Origin of the sequence: Cryobacterium melibiosiphilum (assembly GCF_003602235.1) — a bacterium.
In the GTDB taxonomy this organism is placed as follows: domain Bacteria; phylum Actinomycetota; class Actinomycetes; order Actinomycetales; family Microbacteriaceae; genus Cryobacterium; species Cryobacterium melibiosiphilum.
This window is the reverse complement of the sequence record NZ_QZVS01000067.1, coordinates 33,451-48,524: the sequence shown is the minus strand read 5'-3', so window position 1 is coordinate 48,524 and position 15,074 is coordinate 33,451. Positions and strand designations below refer to the sequence as shown.

The window sequence follows — 15,074 nt, the reverse complement described above, 5'->3', positions numbered from 1 at the left end:
GCCGCGCACCATCCCCACCTGACCACCAGCCACCCGGCCCCGAAGATCACGGAACACAATCGGCAGCAAGGCCGACAGCTTCACCGCGCCCACCACCACAACACCACTCAGAATCCAGCGACCACGCTCAATCAAGGCGAACCGGTGGATCGAGGCTTAGGCACATACCGGATTAGGATTGACGGGCCGGGATTCGTCAACCGGCTCACGCCAGGAACGCGTCTCGCGTTTGAAGAGTGTCCGGAATTGATCTTGTAGCACCAGTGTCGTTTTCCAAAGTCGTCTGCACAACGGCCCTTGTATTTTCGGGGTTGTGCAGGCAAGTGTGTGTCGAGGGCAATGAGGAACTGGGCGTTCTTCATGGTCCGTGACAGATAACATCCGCAATAGCTTCAGTCGCGCCCGTGAGCCGTGGCTGGTGCATGCGGTACATCTTGTCGGAGCAGTTGTCGTAGATAGCCGATGCCGGCAGCGATGTGGAACAAGGCGCCGACCACCAAACCGACCTGTCCGATCAGCAAGACCAATTCCATCCCTGGAACGAGGCCGACTGTGACAGCGAACGCGCTGATCATAATGAGCGCGGTGCGAATCTTTCCGATCCAGGTGACCGAGAGCTGATAGTTCCGGTGTCGTACCAGGAAGACGCTTCCAACGATCAGATCGACGAGGAGGATGACGATGATTACCGACCAGGGAATTGCACCGATGATCGATAGTGCGATGCCAAGGCAGCCAATTCCCAATCGGTCGGCGATCGGGTCGAGGATCTCTCCGACCCGGGACTCTTGGCCGAGCCGCCGAGCGAGGAATCCGTCTACCCAATCCGTCGCGCCGAAAAGCACCGTGAGAGTGGCAACTGTGAGCGGCTGAGCACCCGACAACAGAAGGGCCACGATCGGGACGATCAGGACGAACCGAATAACGGTGACGACATTTGGGATGGTCCACCACTCGAATCGCGGCCGTAGAGTCCGATCTTTCGTATTCATGCGGTTACCCGCCTCCGCCGGATAACGAAGAACCCAACAGCGGCAACCACCGCTACCGCGATCGCAAAGATGGTCGTGTGATTGGCGAATTCAACAAACGCGAAACCAAGCGCGGCGCCGCCCAGCACCCAGAGAAGCGACCAGACGACAGCTGCGGTGCCGGAGGCGAGAACGAACCGCCGGTAGCTCATGGGTGACGCTCCGGCTGCTGCGGCGACCAGGGTTCGAACGCCAGGCAGGAGCCGAGCGACGATGATGAGCCAGAAACCGCGTCGTTCGACGAAACCGGTAGCCGCGTCCCAACGATCGACCCCGATTCTCCGCACCACCCGTGTGTTCACCATCTTCACGCCGAGTTTCCGTCCGATGAAGTACCCGATGTGGTCGCCAATGAAGGCCCCGGCGGCAGCGACGAGTACGGCAAAAATCAGAAGAGGACTATCACGGAGGGCGACCGCGGCGAACACCAGAACGGTTTCCCCCGGCAGAATGGCACCGAGGCCGAAGGCCGCGTCCACGATCGAGGCAATGAAGACGATCGCAAGGATGATTCCGATGTACTCACTGACGGAGTCAAGGAACAAAGTGATGTTTTCAAGCATGCAAGAAACGCTAGAACAGCCCCGCTACCGTCGATAGTGACAAAGGTGAAGCCGCGAACTAACGAAGGCGAGTTCTTTCGTCCACCCGGTCTCCCTAGGGTGGGAGGATGCTCGACAACAATCCGACTCCGCACACACGACGTGCGCGCAATACCCACACGACAGTCGCTGCTGTTGTTGGAGCCTTACTCGGAGTCGCCTCTCCGTGGACGGACGGCTCGGGTCTGGTGCTATTAGGCACCATCGCAATCATCGTCGGCTTCTGCGCCTCTTTGTGGAAGCCGTCTTTCGGCGTCGTGATGGTCGCGGTGGCGGCCTCGCTCGTCGCTGCGACACTGTGCGGCCTGATCTCGAGTCCATCGTGGGTCGGTGCCATCCTCGGGCTCGTCCGCGGCACGATTTACACCCTGTGCCTCGTCGTCCCCGTTCTGACGGTCGCTGCGCTTCGCGGACGGCGGGCCTATCTCCAGCGCGGCTGGGATCTGGCCCTCGCCGAGGCACGAGAACACGATGCTCGCGTCGAGCAGGCCGTGATGCGGGAAAAAGATGAGATGGCTAGTGAAATCCACGACGGGTTAGGGCATCGGTTGACGCTGATCGCCGTCCAAGCCGGCCGCCTCTCCCTGGACGACACGTTGCCAGCAACGGCGAGAACGAAGCTGCAGAGCATCCGGGCCAATGCCGCCGCCGCGTCCGACGAACTCGGCGAGACCGTTCGACTGCTTACCGAAAGAGACTCCGGCATTACCGCCTCGCTGAGCAACCTCGGCATTGAAGACGTACTCGAGCGCGCGCAATCCTCCGGTATCGAGGTAAACAGCACCCTCGCACCAGACATCGAGCGATTGACCAACAATTACTCTCGCGCCGCTCTCCTCCGGGCACTGCAGGAAGGACTCACGAACGCCGCAAAACACGCACCGGGCACGAAGGTGAACATCGACATCGACATCGACGGAGACGATGTCGAGTTACGCATTCGCAATCCCGATCACGGTACGACACCGTCCCTACCTATGACAGGCCACGGCATCGTCGCCTTGCGACACCGAATCGGGATTCTTGGCGGAACCCTGAACGTGAATCGTAGCGAAGACTTCACCCTCACCGTCCGACTCCCAAGGTCGGCAACTCCATCCTCAGCCGCCACCAGTACACACCAATCTCGGACCGAGCTCGTCACCGCCTCGGACAGCAGCTCCAACCGGAAACGCCGGCGCACCGCACGGACCGCCTGGCTAGTTCCCATCCTTCTCCTCTCCGCTGCAGCGCTCAGCGCGATCGGTTACTTCGCTTATGCCAACGTCGCGTCAGTCCTGCCTCCCGAACGGTTCGCCGCCATCAACACCGGTGATACCCGCATCAAGATCGAGCTCCTTCTTCCGGCAGTGGAAATGCTCGATGCCCCGCGAACGTCTTTGGCTCAGCCCCCGAGATCGACGTGCGAGTTTTATGAGGCCTCGATAAGTTTCTTCGACCGCGACGATGTCTTCCGAATCTGCTTCGTTAACAACCGCGTTCTCGCCACCGACACGATCCCCGCCCCATGACCGGAAACCTCACCGGCGACACACTGCCCGACAACCCCCACCAACAAAAAGACGGCCCAATACGAGTCCTTCTCGCCGATGACGATCAGCTCGTGCGTGCTGGGATCGCCAGCATCCTCTCCACAGCCCCGGATATAGCAATCACCGCCGAAGCCTCAAGCGGAACCGAAGCGCTCGAACTGGCTCGACGGCACGCGCTGGACCTCGTCGTTCTCGATATCCAGATGCCCAGGCTCGACGGTATCCGCACCCTTGAACAGCTGCGGCGCGAGCAGCCACACGTACCGGTCGCAATGCTGACCACGTTCTCCGATGAGGCCTACATTGCAGAGGCCATCACCCTCGGTGCGCTCGGCTTTTTCCTGAAATCGGATGATCCGCGTCACTTGATCGCCGGCGTCCGCGCTCTCGCAAGCGGCGGTGCCGCATTCTCACCGCGGGTCGGCCGGTGGCTGGTCCGCCAGGAAACCGGCGCCCGTTTCGGCCGCTCAACACGAGCCCACTCAACCGTGCGCGAACTGACCCGCCGACAAAGCGAACTGCTCGCCGGAATCGGGCGAGGCCAGTCGAATGCCCAGATCGCAAAATCCCTACACCTTTCGGAAGGCACGGTGAAGCAGTATCTCAGTGTTCTCTTCACAGCGCTTGGCGTCGAGAATCGTGTGCAGGCGGCGATCATCGCATACGAAGCCGACCTCCTCACAGAACGCCCATAAGACGTTGGCGGTTTCAAATGGTGGACGCAGCAGGAAATCTTCCCATCAACACGGTCATGTAGATCTGAAGACTCCCAGCTGTCAGCTGTGGCTGCTTGACTATCACCATGAACGCCTCGTTACTTTATCCTTCTGGATACAACATCGAGTTCCTCCAGATCTCTCTGCCGCTGCCGGCGCCTCCCGCCGGAACCCTGATTCGTGAACTGCTTTACACACATTTCACCGTGCTCCTTGACCCCGCGCGGCGCCTCGCGATCGCGACCGGCGTCAACATCGACGGGGATCGCCTCGTTACCGTTGACCGGGCCGACGACTGGCACCTCGAATCGCTTATCCCGGCCTACGAACAGGCCGGGGAGGGCGTCTACGCCAGAAACGATCTCGACCGCGGGCACCTCGTCCGGCGCCTGGACCCCGTCTGGGGCGACAAACCGACAGTCAGGCGAGCCAATTACGACACCTTCACTTACACCAACGCCGCCCCGCAAGCCGCAGCCTTTAACCAATCGAAACAACTCTGGCTCGGCCTCGAGGACCACGTCCTCACCTACGCACGCACCAACGGTAACCGCATCAGTGTCTTCACCGCCCCCGTACTCTCAGCCCAGGACCCGATATACCGCGGTGTCAAGATCCCACAAGCGTTCTGGAAAATCGCGGCATGGACAACGACCACGGAAGGCTCCACCGTTCTGCACGCTGCCGGATTCGTCCTCGACCAAAGCCCGCAGTTAGAAGACCTCGACCTTGACACGGTCCGCGCTCCAGCCCTCATGTACGGTACTCCCCCGCCGCTTGGACCGTACCGCACCTATCAGGTACCCATCGTGGACATCGTCGATCTCACCGGGCTCACCCTGACCGCCCTATCCGAGGCAGACGTCTACGCCCCGACCCCAGCTATCCGGAAAGACACCGACCGTCGAACGCGCTGGGTCGAACTGGGCGACCCAGCAGGAATCCGCCTCTAAACCGCACCGAATCGTCTATTACCAGCTCAGCCCCCCCTCGCACGGAGGTAGACATAAACGGTTTCGCGGCTTATCCCAAACTCTCGAGCAAGCACAGACTCCGGCACGCCAGCAGCAGCCTTCTCACGCAGCTCGGCCGCGCGGACCGTGTCGAGTGACGGGTACGACCACGGTTGTGACTTTTGGCGCTCTGTGGCGGCGTTCTGTGACCGCTATTTGGCGTATTGAACTGTATGTCCGCGTCGCTCCGGAGCCGACGTCAGCGTCTTGTATCCCATGGGCAGCTTCAAGGGGTCGTAGCAACATCGTATGAGTGAGGTGTTGTTGATGGCGTCGAGAGTGGTGTTCAAGGATCGTGAGAACTTGTTCTGGGATCGGGTCCGTGAGGGGATGTCGGCGGCGGCCGCGTGCGAATCTTTGGGAGTGAATCGCAGCCAGGGATATCGGTGGATCAAGGCCGCTGGCGGGCGAATACCCGTTCCAGCCGTGGCCTCTTCGGGGCGCTACTTAGGCCAGGAGGAACGTCTGCGCATTGCAGATCTGCGGCTTGGCGGTGCCGGCGTTCGCGCGATCGCACGGGATCTGGGACGCTCCGCGTCGACGATCAGCCGGGAGCTGCGTCGTAATTCCCACCCGACAACGCGCAGCTACCGGCCTTACGCCGCGCAAAAACGCTGCGTGATCAGAGCGGGCCGACCCAAGCCGAGCAAGCTCGACGACCGGCTGCTTGCCGCTGCCGTGGAGGAGCGGTTGCGGAAGAACTGGAGTCCGCAGCAGATCAGTGACGACCTTGCGGTCGTGTTTGCCGGCCAGGCCGAGCTGCAGGTTTCCCACGAGTCGATCTATCAAAGCCTCTACGTTCAAAGCCGTGGTTATGTCGGAGTGCGCCTGCACCGGCACCTGCGACGGGGCCGATCAGCCCGGAAACCGCGGGGCACACACCTGAACGCGGCGGGTAAAATTCGCGATAAGGTGATGTTGAGCGAGCGACCTAAAGAGGCCAACGACAGGCTGGTCGCCGGTCATTGGGAATCTCAATGTCTTTGTCAAGCGGTTTTGAGCATCGGGATCTCGGCTGGTTCCTGGTAGAGGGTGTGGTCGCGGAGCATTGCCCAGAGGACGTTGATGCGTCGCCGGGCGAGAGCGAGCAGCGCCTGTTTGTGGTTTTTCCCTTCGCGTCGCTTTCGGTCGTAGTAAGCCCTGGAGGCGGGGCTGTTCTTCAAGCTTGATAGTGCTGCGAGATAGCAAGTTCGTAACAGCCGTCGGTTGAATCGGCGGGGTCGGTGGTGGTTGCCGCTGATGCGACCGGAGTCTCTGGGGGCTGGTGCGACGCCGGCGACGCTGGCAAGTCGATCGGCGTTCTCAAAATTACGGAGGTCTCCACCGATGTTTGCGAGGAAGGTGGCGGCGAGTATGGGGCCGAAGCCGGGCATGCTCTGCAGGATCTCGGCGTTCTCGTGCTCGTTGTATCGGGCGGTGATGGTTTTGTCGAGTTCCACCAGCTCCGCGGTGATTGCGGTGATTACGGCGGCCAGGCGCGACACGAGGGTGGCGGCGACAATCTCGGTGCGCAACGTCGTTTCTTGCTCACGCGCGGCGTCGATTGCTTTCTGGGCGACGGTGGCGCTGTTGCGGCAGCCGCGGGCTTTCAACCATGCAGCCAGACGCGTTACTCCCATCCGGCGAAGCGCTCCGGGCGTCTGGTAGGTCGATAAGAGGGTGAGAGCGGCTTTGCTTTTGGAGTAGTCGAACGCGCGCTCCAGCGCGGGGAAGTACTCCAGCATGTTCGCGCGGAGCCGATTGATTGCGCGCACCCTGTCGTGGATGATGTCCAGGCGTCGAGCGGTCAGGAGTTTCAGGTCGACGCTGATCTGATCACTATCGCGAACGGGTTGGAGGTCGGTGCGCATCCGTGCCTGATCGGCGATGATTCGGGCATCTTTCGCGTCTGTCTTGCCCTCACCGCGGTAGGTCGCAGCCGCATGGTGAATGATTCTGCCCGGGATATAGAGCAGCTGCTGGCCGTGATCGACCAGCAGGGAAATCAGGAGAGCTGCGCCGCCTGAGTTCAGATCCGTCGCCCATACGACCTCGTGCCCATCGGCGATCTCGGTGACCGTGGCGATGATTTCGAGCAGCACGGTCTCGTCGTTATCTATCCGTTGGGAGAGAAGTATCTCCCCGGCCTGGTCGATCACGACGCAGTGATGCGCCCGCTTTCCTGAATCGATTCCCGCCCATACTGCTGGCATCTGAATGTTCCTTCCGTCTCGTTGATAGCAGTTTCCCTGTCGATAACCACGCCGGCACGTCCTTACCCAGCGATCAATGTCGCAATTCTCAATCAGCGGTCGAGTCATCTGCGGGCAGCGGGCGGCCATTCCCAGTGAGCCGTTTATGCGGCAAGGCGATCTCAGCCATACCCGCCACCCGAGGGTGATCGACACACTACGACAGTCCCGAAATCACCCACCACAACAACGTAAGGAAGGCGATCTGATCGTCGGATCCGCATCAGGATCGGCGATCGCGACTCTCGTTGAACGCACGACTCGGTTCGTCGTCCTGGTGCATCTGCCCAATGGCCACAGCTCAGCTGCACTCCATGACGGACTCATCAGCGCCCTGGACGCTTTGCCCGTGCTGCTACGGCGCTCATTGACGTGGGATCAGGGAACCGAGCTGGCCCGGCACGTGGACATCACCAAGGCCACCGGCGTTCCGATCTTCTTCTGTGATCCTGCCTCGCCCTGGCAGCGCGGCTCGAACGAGAACACCAACGGCCTCCTGCGCCAGTACTTCCTCAAAGGAACCGATCTGAACGCCCACAGCGCTCAGCGCCTCCTCGAAGTCGCTACTGAACTCAACGATCGGCCCCGCAGAATCCTCAAACGCAGCACCCCAGCCGACCTGCTCAGCGAGCTAGTCTCGAAGAAGGAATTAGCCCCTGTTGCTTCCACCGTTTGAAACCGCCAATCTCTTGCGGGACGCTGAGCCGGGAATGCCTTGGTGTCCTGCTGCGGCCACGGAGCGCGTGCGCGCATTTCCGAAGGCGATTAGGACTCCACAAGGAATGCAACGCGGCAAAGACCGGGAGTGTGAGCGTGGTGGTCCAGCCAGGGCCGGCCATCACAAAGCCTGAACCACCTGAGCTGATCAGCTAGGACCCCGCTCGCCATCCCAGGAACCATATCTGCGTTCAGTCGCTCGGAGCGATACCGTTGAATTCTGGGGTGGACGGTTTGTTCGCATCAGCATTTTCTCTGGGGGCTCCCATTCGTAAGACATTTGCAGTAATTTCCATGGCCGTCTTGGGCTTGATGCTCTCAGCCTGTGCTGCTGTATCGCCCGCGGCACCCGACCCGATTGACCCATTGTCGTCGGCATCCGCACCGACGGACATCATCATTGGCGCCGAGAATACGGACATTGTCGATGTGAGTGGAAACGTACTCGTCACGCTGACGTATTCCGAGGACGGCGACGCCGCCGTTGCCGCCGCCGTCGGAATCCTCGGTGAACCGACCGAGGTGCGCCACCAAGACCGAACAAACCACTATCCCGAAGTTGACGGGACTTCCTGGGGCGGATTCGACATCGTCGTCAATCGGTACCCAGCTGAGGCGTTGCTCACCGGCGAAGCGCGCTTTTATCAGCCCGCGTTTAGCGTGCAGGCCACGGCTGCGACCACGGACGCCGATGTGGCCGTCACTGCGGTCGACCTGACACGTGTCGGGGATGATTTTGACCTCGCCGCTGAAGGACAGCCCGCGAACCGCGTCCACACCGACGACGCATTCGGAATACGCTCCGTTGCGATAGACCTCCCCACGTCGTTTTCGGGGATCATTGACGATGCCGGGATAGAAATGACTTACGGTGCCATTGCCAATGCTGTCCCCGACTCAAGCACCGTCACCCAGATCGTCGCACCGGCGTACCTGTTCTCCCTGTCATAGAACCTCGACGACCTCCTAGACAAACGCACAGCAAGCGGTACGGGCCTCGAGGGCTGAAGACAGCGGCCCATCGCAGCATTCCCGATAAGGGAACCCCCTGCGCGACGGATCCGCGGCCAATCGGGTCGATTGCCGAGCGCCCAGATTCTGGGTCAGTGGGGGGACCGTAGCTGGTCGCCCGGCTGGAGCGCAGTGCCGGCTGCGCACCCGAGCTCTCCGGGCTGAAGCAGAATCTTGGGCACCTGCAACACCTGCACGCCGTCGACGTCTCGTTTCACGAGCAGGCAGTCGTCCCCATCGCCCATCGCGAAGCCGATGTCGCCGTCGACTACCGTCGCCTCGGGATCGAACGCGACCTCACGCTCACCGGTCGGCTGCGGCATCCGCTGGACGATCTCGGCGATTATGTCGTCAGCGGATGCCGCGGACGCCGCGTTTGTCAGCACCTCGACGACGAGAGCCTCCGCTCCGTCGGGAACAACGTCAACCAAGCGGGTGTCGACCGGAGGGGGGATGCGCTGTGCGTCCGGCGGGCAAGCGATGTCGTGGGCGACCGCTGTGTCGTCGCTCCATTCGCCGGGCTCCTCGGTCGCGACGCCCCAGAAATCAAACTGCGACTCAAAGCAAGCGACGTGCGGCCCTTCGTTCGGGGTGGGCTGTAGCGTCGCACGAAACTGCAGCGCTCCAACTGGTTCGCCGTGGATCGCGCCGGGATATGGTTCGTAGCCGATCAACTCGACTACGGTCGATTTCTCGGTGTCGGTGTCAGCCCAGCGGGCATAGTCATCGATCACGTCCGTCCCCTCACGGTAGAGATCCCGAGAGACGTCAGCGACTGCCTTGCGCGCCGACACTTGTGACACCGCGTCCGACGCCGGGACTGCTCCCGCGCAACCAGTGAGCGTGCCGCACACCGCGAAGGACAACAATGCGACGGTGCTCGGACGGTGTCGGTTCGAAACGGAACGGCGCACGTTGTTGATCAAACCACAAGTCGGCCGGATGTTGTTGCAGGGGGATGGCCCACATCAGCACGGCGTCAACGCCGAAGGTGAAGTCAAGCGGTGGTAATCATGTCATCGACGGTACCGCGGCCCTCGCCCGCAAGCCGAAACTTCAGCGGACAATCGCGGTAAGGGCACAATAGGTGGATGACACTTGATGAGGAGCTCAACCGGATCTTCACTGTTCGCGATCGGAATAAGATGCAGCCCACAATCGATGCGCTGCTACCAATTTTGGTGGACCACCCGGCTGACGCTCGCGTGCTGTATGAAGTGGGCGGCGCCTACGACACTGCCGGTAAGGAACAGGCCGCGCGATCGTTCTACGAACAAGCCCTCCAGGCTGGCCTCTCGGGTGATCTGCTGCGCCGATGCTACGTCCAGTACGGATCCACGCTGCGGAATCTCGGCGAGTTCGCTCGCTCGGTGGAAGTCTTCGAGCGTGCCCGACAGGACTTCCCGGACTCGCCATCGCTGGCGGTGTTCCAAGCGATCTCCCTTCATGCTTCCAGCCGCTTCGATGAGGCTGTCGCTGCGTTGCTCGAAGTGGTTGCTGAGGGTGTCAAGTCGCCAGATATTGAACGGTATAAGCCATCCATCCGCGGCAACGCCGCCTACATCCGGTCCCTCGCGACCTCCGCGCAGCCAACGAAGCAACACAACGCGTAGAAGGGTCACGGTCACGGCGTCGGCTCACTCCGGTGAAGGACGACCGGATTCCCATAGCGGGAACCCCTTACGGGAACCGCCTACGGGACAGGTGGCAGGTCACTCAAAATGTCCTGGCCGAAGGCTTAGGTTGGTTCCATACCAAGAGCGCGGTAGACCGATCCCGTCACCTCGCGGCAGCTCGACATAGATCACAACCCCTCGGCCGTCAGCATGCCCTGCAGCCCGAACGAATACGTCGTTGACGTCGGCTGCTCCTTCGACCCGCCACTGGCAGCGTCCCGGGTCCAGAAGTCCACGCGATAGCTGGACTTTTCGTCGATGTGATTGGCGTAACGTGGGTCAGCTGGAGTAGTGCGGAGGCGCATGAGATATCCGATCGTTTTGCAGATGGTCCTGGTCGCGACGTGAGTCCAGAAGTTCACGACGTATGGTCTGGCGGTCTTCGCCAGAAAGCCGTGCCACGGCCGACGCTTCGCCACCTCACTAATCAATATAGCTAGAGTAGTAATTATGGAGCCAATATCGCGGGTGACTGCACCCACCGTGGACGTGCTGAAAGTCCTCCTCAGCAGTTCGGCCCCGGTCTGGGGATTGGCCATCATCAAGGTAACCGGAAGGCTCCCGGGTAGCGTGTACCCGATTCTTGAACGCCTCGAAAGGCTCGGATGGGCGGAGTCGTCCTGGGACGTCGACACCGACCGGTCCGGTCCGCGTCGACGCCTCTACGAGCTAACGGCGCCGGGCGCAGCAGCAGCAGTCCGCACCTGTCATCAGTTCGAGGTACGGTCGCACACGCGTTTGGTGCCGGTGACGTCGTGACAAGGCTCATGGCACTTCTTGTTGAGGCGGCTGTATGGTTGAGCCCCGCAGATCGCCGGTCCGTGCGCCGCGAACAATGGACCGCAGACATCGCCCTCGCCAAGACGGAGGGCTTGTCACCGATGCTTTTCGCCGTCGGGGCACTGACCACGTCCCTGGTCGGCTGGAGGTCGCGCCTAACACCCCATTTGATGGTGGCGGCCTCGTGCCTCACAATCGCGGGCTTCACCCTGCTCGGCGCAAGTACGCTGTCCCAAGGCGGCTACCAGGCCACCACAACTTATTTCTCTTCGCAGCAACAAGCGGATGCGGAACGCATCGTCGCAGAATTTACGGCAACGAACACAGCGCCACTCCCCGAGGACAGCCGTGCCGGGGAGAGCTTTGAGGAACAGACCGCGCAGTATTGGCAGGATGTTCCCTGGCGGGCGGTGGCCGAACAGTGGGACTGCAAGGTCACCCTCGACGCCAGAGTGACACATACCCACACCGAGGTCGGCCATGCAACGGTGACGCTGGAGAGCGGCCAAATATGCGCCGACACGTCTGGTGTCGCAGCCGAGGGCGCGGCGACAGTGCTGCCGAAAGCTGTCTATCTGGCCACCGCAGCAGCATCCGCCCAATAGATGAACCACGCCGGCGTCCGCGCTGAGGTAGACGGACGGACCGCTTCCAGCGTGCGGCCCGCGCTAGCAAAGTTGGACTTCCAACTACGAACACACACCGTTGCCACCGACGGTGACATCCGAGGAGGCGATCCATTCGCTCGGACCGCGGGGGTCGTGCAGCGAACGTTTCGGTCTCGATTCCAGGAACGGCCAGCGTAATGCGCAATGCACCAACTAGTCTCTTCGGCATGCCGACAACATTGCGCACAACTGAGCCGAGGACCCGATGGGTCGTCGCGAGCCTGCTCGTAATCGTGGTCAATGTCTTGCTCTTCGGACTTACCGTCGGAGAATGCACTGATTACGCCGTGGAATCGGGTGCGGTGAGCACGTGTGCCAGCGGCCCCGTCTTGGGATACCCGGGGACGTGGGCGTTGGGGATCCTCAGCATCTTCGCATTGGCCTACTTCGCACATCGACTCTTGCGGCGGCCAAGTTCTCGTTGAGGTTCTCTTCTCAGGTACGGTCCATGCGCTGAGGTAGTAAACCCAACGAGTGTGGATGGTGCGCACCCTGGGCACTCTTCCCATAACGGGAACCCCCTGCGGGACGCTGTCGCACCAGACGACAATCAGAGCCCACAGCGGCGCCACGATCGATCGGGCAGCAAGGGAGACGATTGCGCATCCAACCGATCCGTGCGACCGTGGCGTACAGATGGGTTGGGGGACGATATGAAACGTTGGATAGTTGGAACAGCGCTAACGCTCGGATTGGCTGTTGTCGCGCTTCTGGGAGTAATCGGCTACACGGCCGTTGGCCGGGCTCGCGGGGAAAGCTGGAGCAGCTTCACCGGTCCCGAGCCGGTTTGGCCCGCAGTCGTAGGTTTCGGTGCCATGTATCTCATCCCCCTGGCCGCCGTACTGCTGGTCGTCCTCGTTGCCACTGCCGTGGTTCGCGCATACATTCCTAGGTCCACTGCCCCCAGATAGGTGTGCCCCGCAACGGGGACGTCGAGCGCGACAGATCTGGGGCCAAATCAGCTGGCGGCCGAAGGCGCTGACGTTGTGTCACAGGGGAACCCGGAGAGGGACAGCCCGTCAGATCACTCGTTGTGATCGGAGCCGAGTCTCGCGCTCCAAAGAATTACTGCGGCGGGCACCATGGTCATCGTGACCACCGCGGTGAGGGTGATGAAGATCCAGGAATTACCTCCAAGAAGCTGGATTGGTCCGGCGGCGAACTGGTCGATGACCGCCAGCGCCCACAGCATCCCGACAATCGCCAGCGCGAGCTGGAAGGCCCGACCGAACGCTCGGTTGCGCTGAGCCAATTCGCGCTCATCGAGCACCTTGCGAGGCGCGTTATCGAGCCTGTTAATGGCAAGTCGCAGAAAGATCGTTCCCGTCGCTCCAGTGACGAGGGCGAGGCTGAGAAGCACGAGGCCTAGGGAGTTTTGTGCGCTGAATGCTGCCGCTATGCCAAGGCTGAAGGTGATCGCGGGCGAGAAAGTCAGCGCGATCCGAGCGATCGGCTTCCGCAGCCACGAAGGGAGGGGACGTTGACGCGAATCCTCCAGTCGGTCCTGCATCTCGACATGCAGTTCGGCGGCACGACGGCGGGCGTTCGAGTTCGAGTCGCTCATGCGTCAAGTCCTATCGTTGGGTCGGGAGCGGGGTGCGAGCGGTATAGCTGCGCGGACATCGGGGCAAAAGGGTGAAGGGAGAAGATTGCCTCTACCGGGAGAGTGAAGTGTGTCGCGATCTGGAGGGCGAGCTCGACGGACGGTCTGTAGTCGCCGCGTTCAAGGAAGCCGATAGTTTGATGGTTGACGCCCACGGCCTCCGCCAGTTGACGCCGCGTAATGCCGCGCTCGGCGCGCAAGACCGCCAGTCGGTTATGCAACCGTTTACGTACCTCTTCATCCGCAGTCTTGCCTATCATGATGTAATCATTGCTTACTCACAATGAAACAGCAACAGTTCGAACTCCATCGTTGCTTTAATGGAGCAATCTCATGGCTAGATCCTTCGGGGAATCGCGAGATGGCGTGCCCATTTTGGTCATCGCAAACCATGCACCCCCTCGTCCCGCTGGAGTTCAGCGTGGACGCGACCCACAGTCGCTGTGCGGGCAGGGACGGCCAGCTTTGAGCTAACACGGGCAAGATCAACGACACAAAATGGCGGTTACCCTCCGCATAGCGGGAAAAGTCACAACTACTGCCTCCTCAGACCCCGCTATATATCCGTAGGCGGGACGCCGTGCGACACAGGTGTGGTACCGAAGCACCCGGTGGCCAAGTTCGCCGACGCTGTGCCACAGGGGAACCGCTACCGCGACGAATTGCGTGAACGGATCGCCACGCCTCCGACGGGAACAACGACCAGGCCGCCCGCACAGAGGAACACGATCCAGTATCCGGTGGCCAAGCTCACCCACAGCCCGATCGCAAGAATTGCGATGCTATAGACAATTCCGAATATCCAAATCCGACTTCGCGATGAGGTGATCTGAGTAGTGGACATACCTTCACGCTATCGGACACCGAACGAACGTGAAATGCCGTGCCTCGAGAAAGGTCGCGTCGCACACAGTGAATCCCGTAAGCCGAACGCCTAGCGGTCCGGAAAGGCTGACAGGGCCTTGTCCCATTCGTCGGCCGCCGAGTCAAGGTCTGCAGGCGTCACTGCGACCTCGACCCAGAACTGATCCCGGTCGTCGCTGCTCTGGCCAACAGGCTTGGTTTCGAGTGCAAAGTGCACCCTAACCGAGGTCGACTCGTCCCTATAACTGTCAACGCTGAACGCAAGATTTGGTTCGGTGAATTCGAGCGACGGCACAACCCCCGCGTCTCCAATGACGCTTACGGGAATGCTTCCATCGGCCACGCTCCGCAGCCAGGCCGAAATTTGTTTCGCTTCGAACGTCGTCAAACACGGAACGGAAAATTCCCACTCCGTGTCCGGCGCCGATATGCCCCCGCTGATGACCAGCCAGTTGTCATCCCACTCATCGCCGGCAGGGTTCGCGAACTCATATCGAACGGGCTCCAACGTCACGGACGCTCTCGTGCCCACACCCAGTTGCATGGGTAAATCCTACTGACCGCAGGTCTCGCTGAAGAGTTCGCTCACCCCTCGCAAACGTCCAGCTCCTCGGTCCCATAAGCCGGACG

The 15,074-nt window shown here is 61.2% G+C and carries 17 protein-coding genes and 1 pseudogene; 9 read left to right on the top strand and 9 right to left on the bottom strand.

The window, feature by feature from the left end:
- Positions 1-392 precede the first annotated feature (392 nt).
- Complete coding sequence (locus D6T64_RS05510) at positions 393-992, bottom strand: CDP-alcohol phosphatidyltransferase family protein (protein ID WP_119972856.1); 600 nt, start codon at positions 990-992, stop codon at positions 393-395.
- Complete coding sequence (locus D6T64_RS05505) at positions 989-1,594, bottom strand: DedA family protein (protein WP_119972853.1); 606 nt, start codon at positions 1,592-1,594, stop codon at positions 989-991. Before D6T64_RS05505 ends, D6T64_RS05510 begins: the two co-directional genes overlap by 4 nt.
- Before the next feature lie 107 nt (positions 1,595-1,701).
- On the opposite strand from D6T64_RS05505, the gene D6T64_RS05500 reads away from it, so the two are divergent.
- From D6T64_RS05500 to D6T64_RS05490, 3 genes are all read left to right on the top strand, one after another.
- Complete coding sequence (locus D6T64_RS05500; RefSeq protein WP_119972850.1) at positions 1,702-3,144, top strand: sensor histidine kinase; 1,443 nt, start codon at positions 1,702-1,704, stop codon at positions 3,142-3,144.
- Positions 3,141-3,860: a response regulator transcription factor gene (locus D6T64_RS05495; RefSeq protein ID WP_119972847.1), complete on the top strand. Its 720-nt coding sequence runs from the start codon at positions 3,141-3,143 to the stop codon at positions 3,858-3,860. The genes D6T64_RS05500 and D6T64_RS05495 overlap by 4 nt, the downstream gene beginning before the upstream one ends.
- A gap of 107 nt (positions 3,861-3,967) precedes the next feature.
- Positions 3,968-4,834, top strand: a complete 867-nt coding sequence (locus D6T64_RS05490; protein WP_119972843.1) for a DNA/RNA non-specific endonuclease — start codon at positions 3,968-3,970, stop codon at positions 4,832-4,834.
- Positions 4,835-4,860: 26 nt separating this feature from the next.
- Here D6T64_RS05490 and D6T64_RS23150 read toward each other — a convergent pair whose 3' ends face one another.
- Positions 4,861-4,965, bottom strand: coding sequence for a helix-turn-helix domain-containing protein (locus tag D6T64_RS23150; protein WP_456064317.1), 105 nt, complete (start codon positions 4,963-4,965; stop codon positions 4,861-4,863).
- A 178-nt stretch (positions 4,966-5,143) separates the two neighbouring features.
- Here D6T64_RS23150 and D6T64_RS05480 point away from each other — a divergent pair.
- Positions 5,144-5,917: pseudogene (locus tag D6T64_RS05480) on the top strand (IS30 family transposase); the annotation flags it as partial.
- On the opposite strand, the gene D6T64_RS05475 reads toward D6T64_RS05480, so the two are convergent.
- Positions 5,881-7,086 carry an IS110 family RNA-guided transposase gene (locus D6T64_RS05475; protein ID WP_377012561.1) on the bottom strand — a complete coding sequence of 402 codons (1,206 nt, stop codon included), beginning with the start codon at positions 7,084-7,086 and terminating at the stop codon, positions 5,881-5,883. The pseudogene D6T64_RS05480 and the gene D6T64_RS05475 overlap by 37 nt on opposite strands.
- Positions 7,087-7,162: 76 nt before the next feature.
- On the opposite strand from D6T64_RS05475, the gene D6T64_RS05470 reads away from it, so the two are divergent.
- Together D6T64_RS05470 and D6T64_RS05465 are read left to right on the top strand one after the other, a co-directional pair.
- The gene (locus D6T64_RS05470; RefSeq protein WP_119972859.1) at positions 7,163-7,801 is read left to right on the top strand and encodes an IS30 family transposase; all 639 of its coding nucleotides are present in this window, start codon (positions 7,163-7,165) and stop codon (positions 7,799-7,801) included.
- A gap of 266 nt (positions 7,802-8,067) precedes the next feature.
- Complete coding sequence (locus D6T64_RS05465) at positions 8,068-8,793, top strand: hypothetical protein (RefSeq protein ID WP_147364486.1); 726 nt, start codon at positions 8,068-8,070, stop codon at positions 8,791-8,793.
- 152 nt (positions 8,794-8,945) lie between these two features.
- Here D6T64_RS05465 and D6T64_RS05460 read toward each other — a convergent pair whose 3' ends face one another.
- Entirely contained in the window at positions 8,946-9,587 is a 642-nt protein-coding gene (locus D6T64_RS05460) for a hypothetical protein (protein ID WP_119972832.1), read from the bottom strand.
- Positions 9,588-9,944: 357 nt separating this feature from the next.
- Here D6T64_RS05460 and D6T64_RS05455 point away from each other — a divergent pair, with 357 nt between their 5' ends.
- The gene (locus D6T64_RS05455; protein ID WP_119972828.1) at positions 9,945-10,466 is read left to right on the top strand and encodes a tetratricopeptide repeat protein; all 522 of its coding nucleotides are present in this window, start codon (positions 9,945-9,947) and stop codon (positions 10,464-10,466) included.
- 191 nt (positions 10,467-10,657) lie between these two features.
- Here D6T64_RS05455 and D6T64_RS22530 read toward each other — a convergent pair whose 3' ends face one another.
- On the bottom strand, positions 10,658-10,834 hold the full coding sequence (locus tag D6T64_RS22530; protein ID WP_158594820.1) for a hypothetical protein: 177 nt from the start codon (positions 10,832-10,834) through the stop codon (positions 10,658-10,660).
- A gap of 145 nt (positions 10,835-10,979) precedes the next feature.
- Between D6T64_RS22530 and D6T64_RS05445 the strand changes: the two genes are divergently transcribed.
- Together D6T64_RS05445 and D6T64_RS05440 are read left to right on the top strand one after the other, a co-directional pair.
- Positions 10,980-11,288, top strand: a complete 309-nt coding sequence (locus D6T64_RS05445) for a PadR family transcriptional regulator (protein ID WP_119972821.1) — start codon at positions 10,980-10,982, stop codon at positions 11,286-11,288.
- An 8-nt stretch (positions 11,289-11,296) separates the two neighbouring features.
- The gene (locus D6T64_RS05440; protein ID WP_119972818.1) at positions 11,297-11,914 is read left to right on the top strand and encodes a hypothetical protein; all 618 of its coding nucleotides are present in this window, start codon (positions 11,297-11,299) and stop codon (positions 11,912-11,914) included.
- A gap of 1,087 nt (positions 11,915-13,001) precedes the next feature.
- Here D6T64_RS05440 and D6T64_RS05435 read toward each other — a convergent pair.
- From D6T64_RS05435 to D6T64_RS05425, 3 genes are all read right to left on the bottom strand, one after another.
- Positions 13,002-13,541, bottom strand: a complete 540-nt coding sequence (locus tag D6T64_RS05435) for a hypothetical protein (RefSeq protein WP_119972815.1) — start codon at positions 13,539-13,541, stop codon at positions 13,002-13,004.
- On the bottom strand, positions 13,538-13,840 hold the full coding sequence (locus D6T64_RS05430) for a helix-turn-helix transcriptional regulator (protein ID WP_119972811.1): 303 nt from the start codon (positions 13,838-13,840) through the stop codon (positions 13,538-13,540). Before D6T64_RS05430 ends, D6T64_RS05435 begins: the two co-directional genes overlap by 4 nt.
- A 674-nt stretch (positions 13,841-14,514) precedes the next feature.
- Positions 14,515-14,988 carry a WapI family immunity protein gene (locus tag D6T64_RS05425; protein WP_119972808.1) on the bottom strand — a complete coding sequence of 158 codons (474 nt, stop codon included), beginning with the start codon at positions 14,986-14,988 and terminating at the stop codon, positions 14,515-14,517.
- Positions 14,989-15,074: the final 86 nt, after the last annotated feature.

Excerpts from the sequence above, each read along its gene's own strand:
- D6T64_RS05510 (WP_119972856.1), bottom strand. The coding sequence starts at position 992 with ATGAATACGAAAGATCGGACTCTACGGCCGCGATTCGAGTGGTGGACC.
- D6T64_RS05505 (WP_119972853.1), bottom strand. The coding sequence starts at position 1,594 with ATGCTTGAAAACATCACTTTGTTCCTTGACTCCGTCAGTGAGTACATC.
- D6T64_RS05500 (WP_119972850.1), top strand. The coding sequence starts at position 1,702 with ATGCTCGACAACAATCCGACTCCGCACACACGACGTGCGCGCAATACC.
- D6T64_RS05495 (WP_119972847.1), top strand. The coding sequence starts at position 3,141 with ATGACCGGAAACCTCACCGGCGACACACTGCCCGACAACCCCCACCAA.
- D6T64_RS05490 (WP_119972843.1), top strand. The coding sequence starts at position 3,968 with ATGAACGCCTCGTTACTTTATCCTTCTGGATACAACATCGAGTTCCTC.
- D6T64_RS05475 (WP_377012561.1), bottom strand. The coding sequence starts at position 7,086 with ATGCCAGCAGTATGGGCGGGAATCGATTCAGGAAAGCGGGCGCATCAC.
- D6T64_RS05470 (WP_119972859.1), top strand. The coding sequence starts at position 7,163 with ATGTCGCAATTCTCAATCAGCGGTCGAGTCATCTGCGGGCAGCGGGCG.
- D6T64_RS05455 (WP_119972828.1), top strand. The coding sequence starts at position 9,945 with ATGACACTTGATGAGGAGCTCAACCGGATCTTCACTGTTCGCGATCGG.
- D6T64_RS22530 (WP_158594820.1), bottom strand. The coding sequence starts at position 10,834 with ATGCGCCTCCGCACTACTCCAGCTGACCCACGTTACGCCAATCACATC.
- D6T64_RS05445 (WP_119972821.1), top strand. The coding sequence starts at position 10,980 with ATGGAGCCAATATCGCGGGTGACTGCACCCACCGTGGACGTGCTGAAA.
- D6T64_RS05440 (WP_119972818.1), top strand. The coding sequence starts at position 11,297 with ATGGCACTTCTTGTTGAGGCGGCTGTATGGTTGAGCCCCGCAGATCGC.
- D6T64_RS05435 (WP_119972815.1), bottom strand. The coding sequence starts at position 13,541 with ATGAGCGACTCGAACTCGAACGCCCGCCGTCGTGCCGCCGAACTGCAT.
- D6T64_RS05430 (WP_119972811.1), bottom strand. The coding sequence starts at position 13,840 with ATGATAGGCAAGACTGCGGATGAAGAGGTACGTAAACGGTTGCATAAC.
- D6T64_RS05425 (WP_119972808.1), bottom strand. The coding sequence starts at position 14,988 with ATGCAACTGGGTGTGGGCACGAGAGCGTCCGTGACGTTGGAGCCCGTT.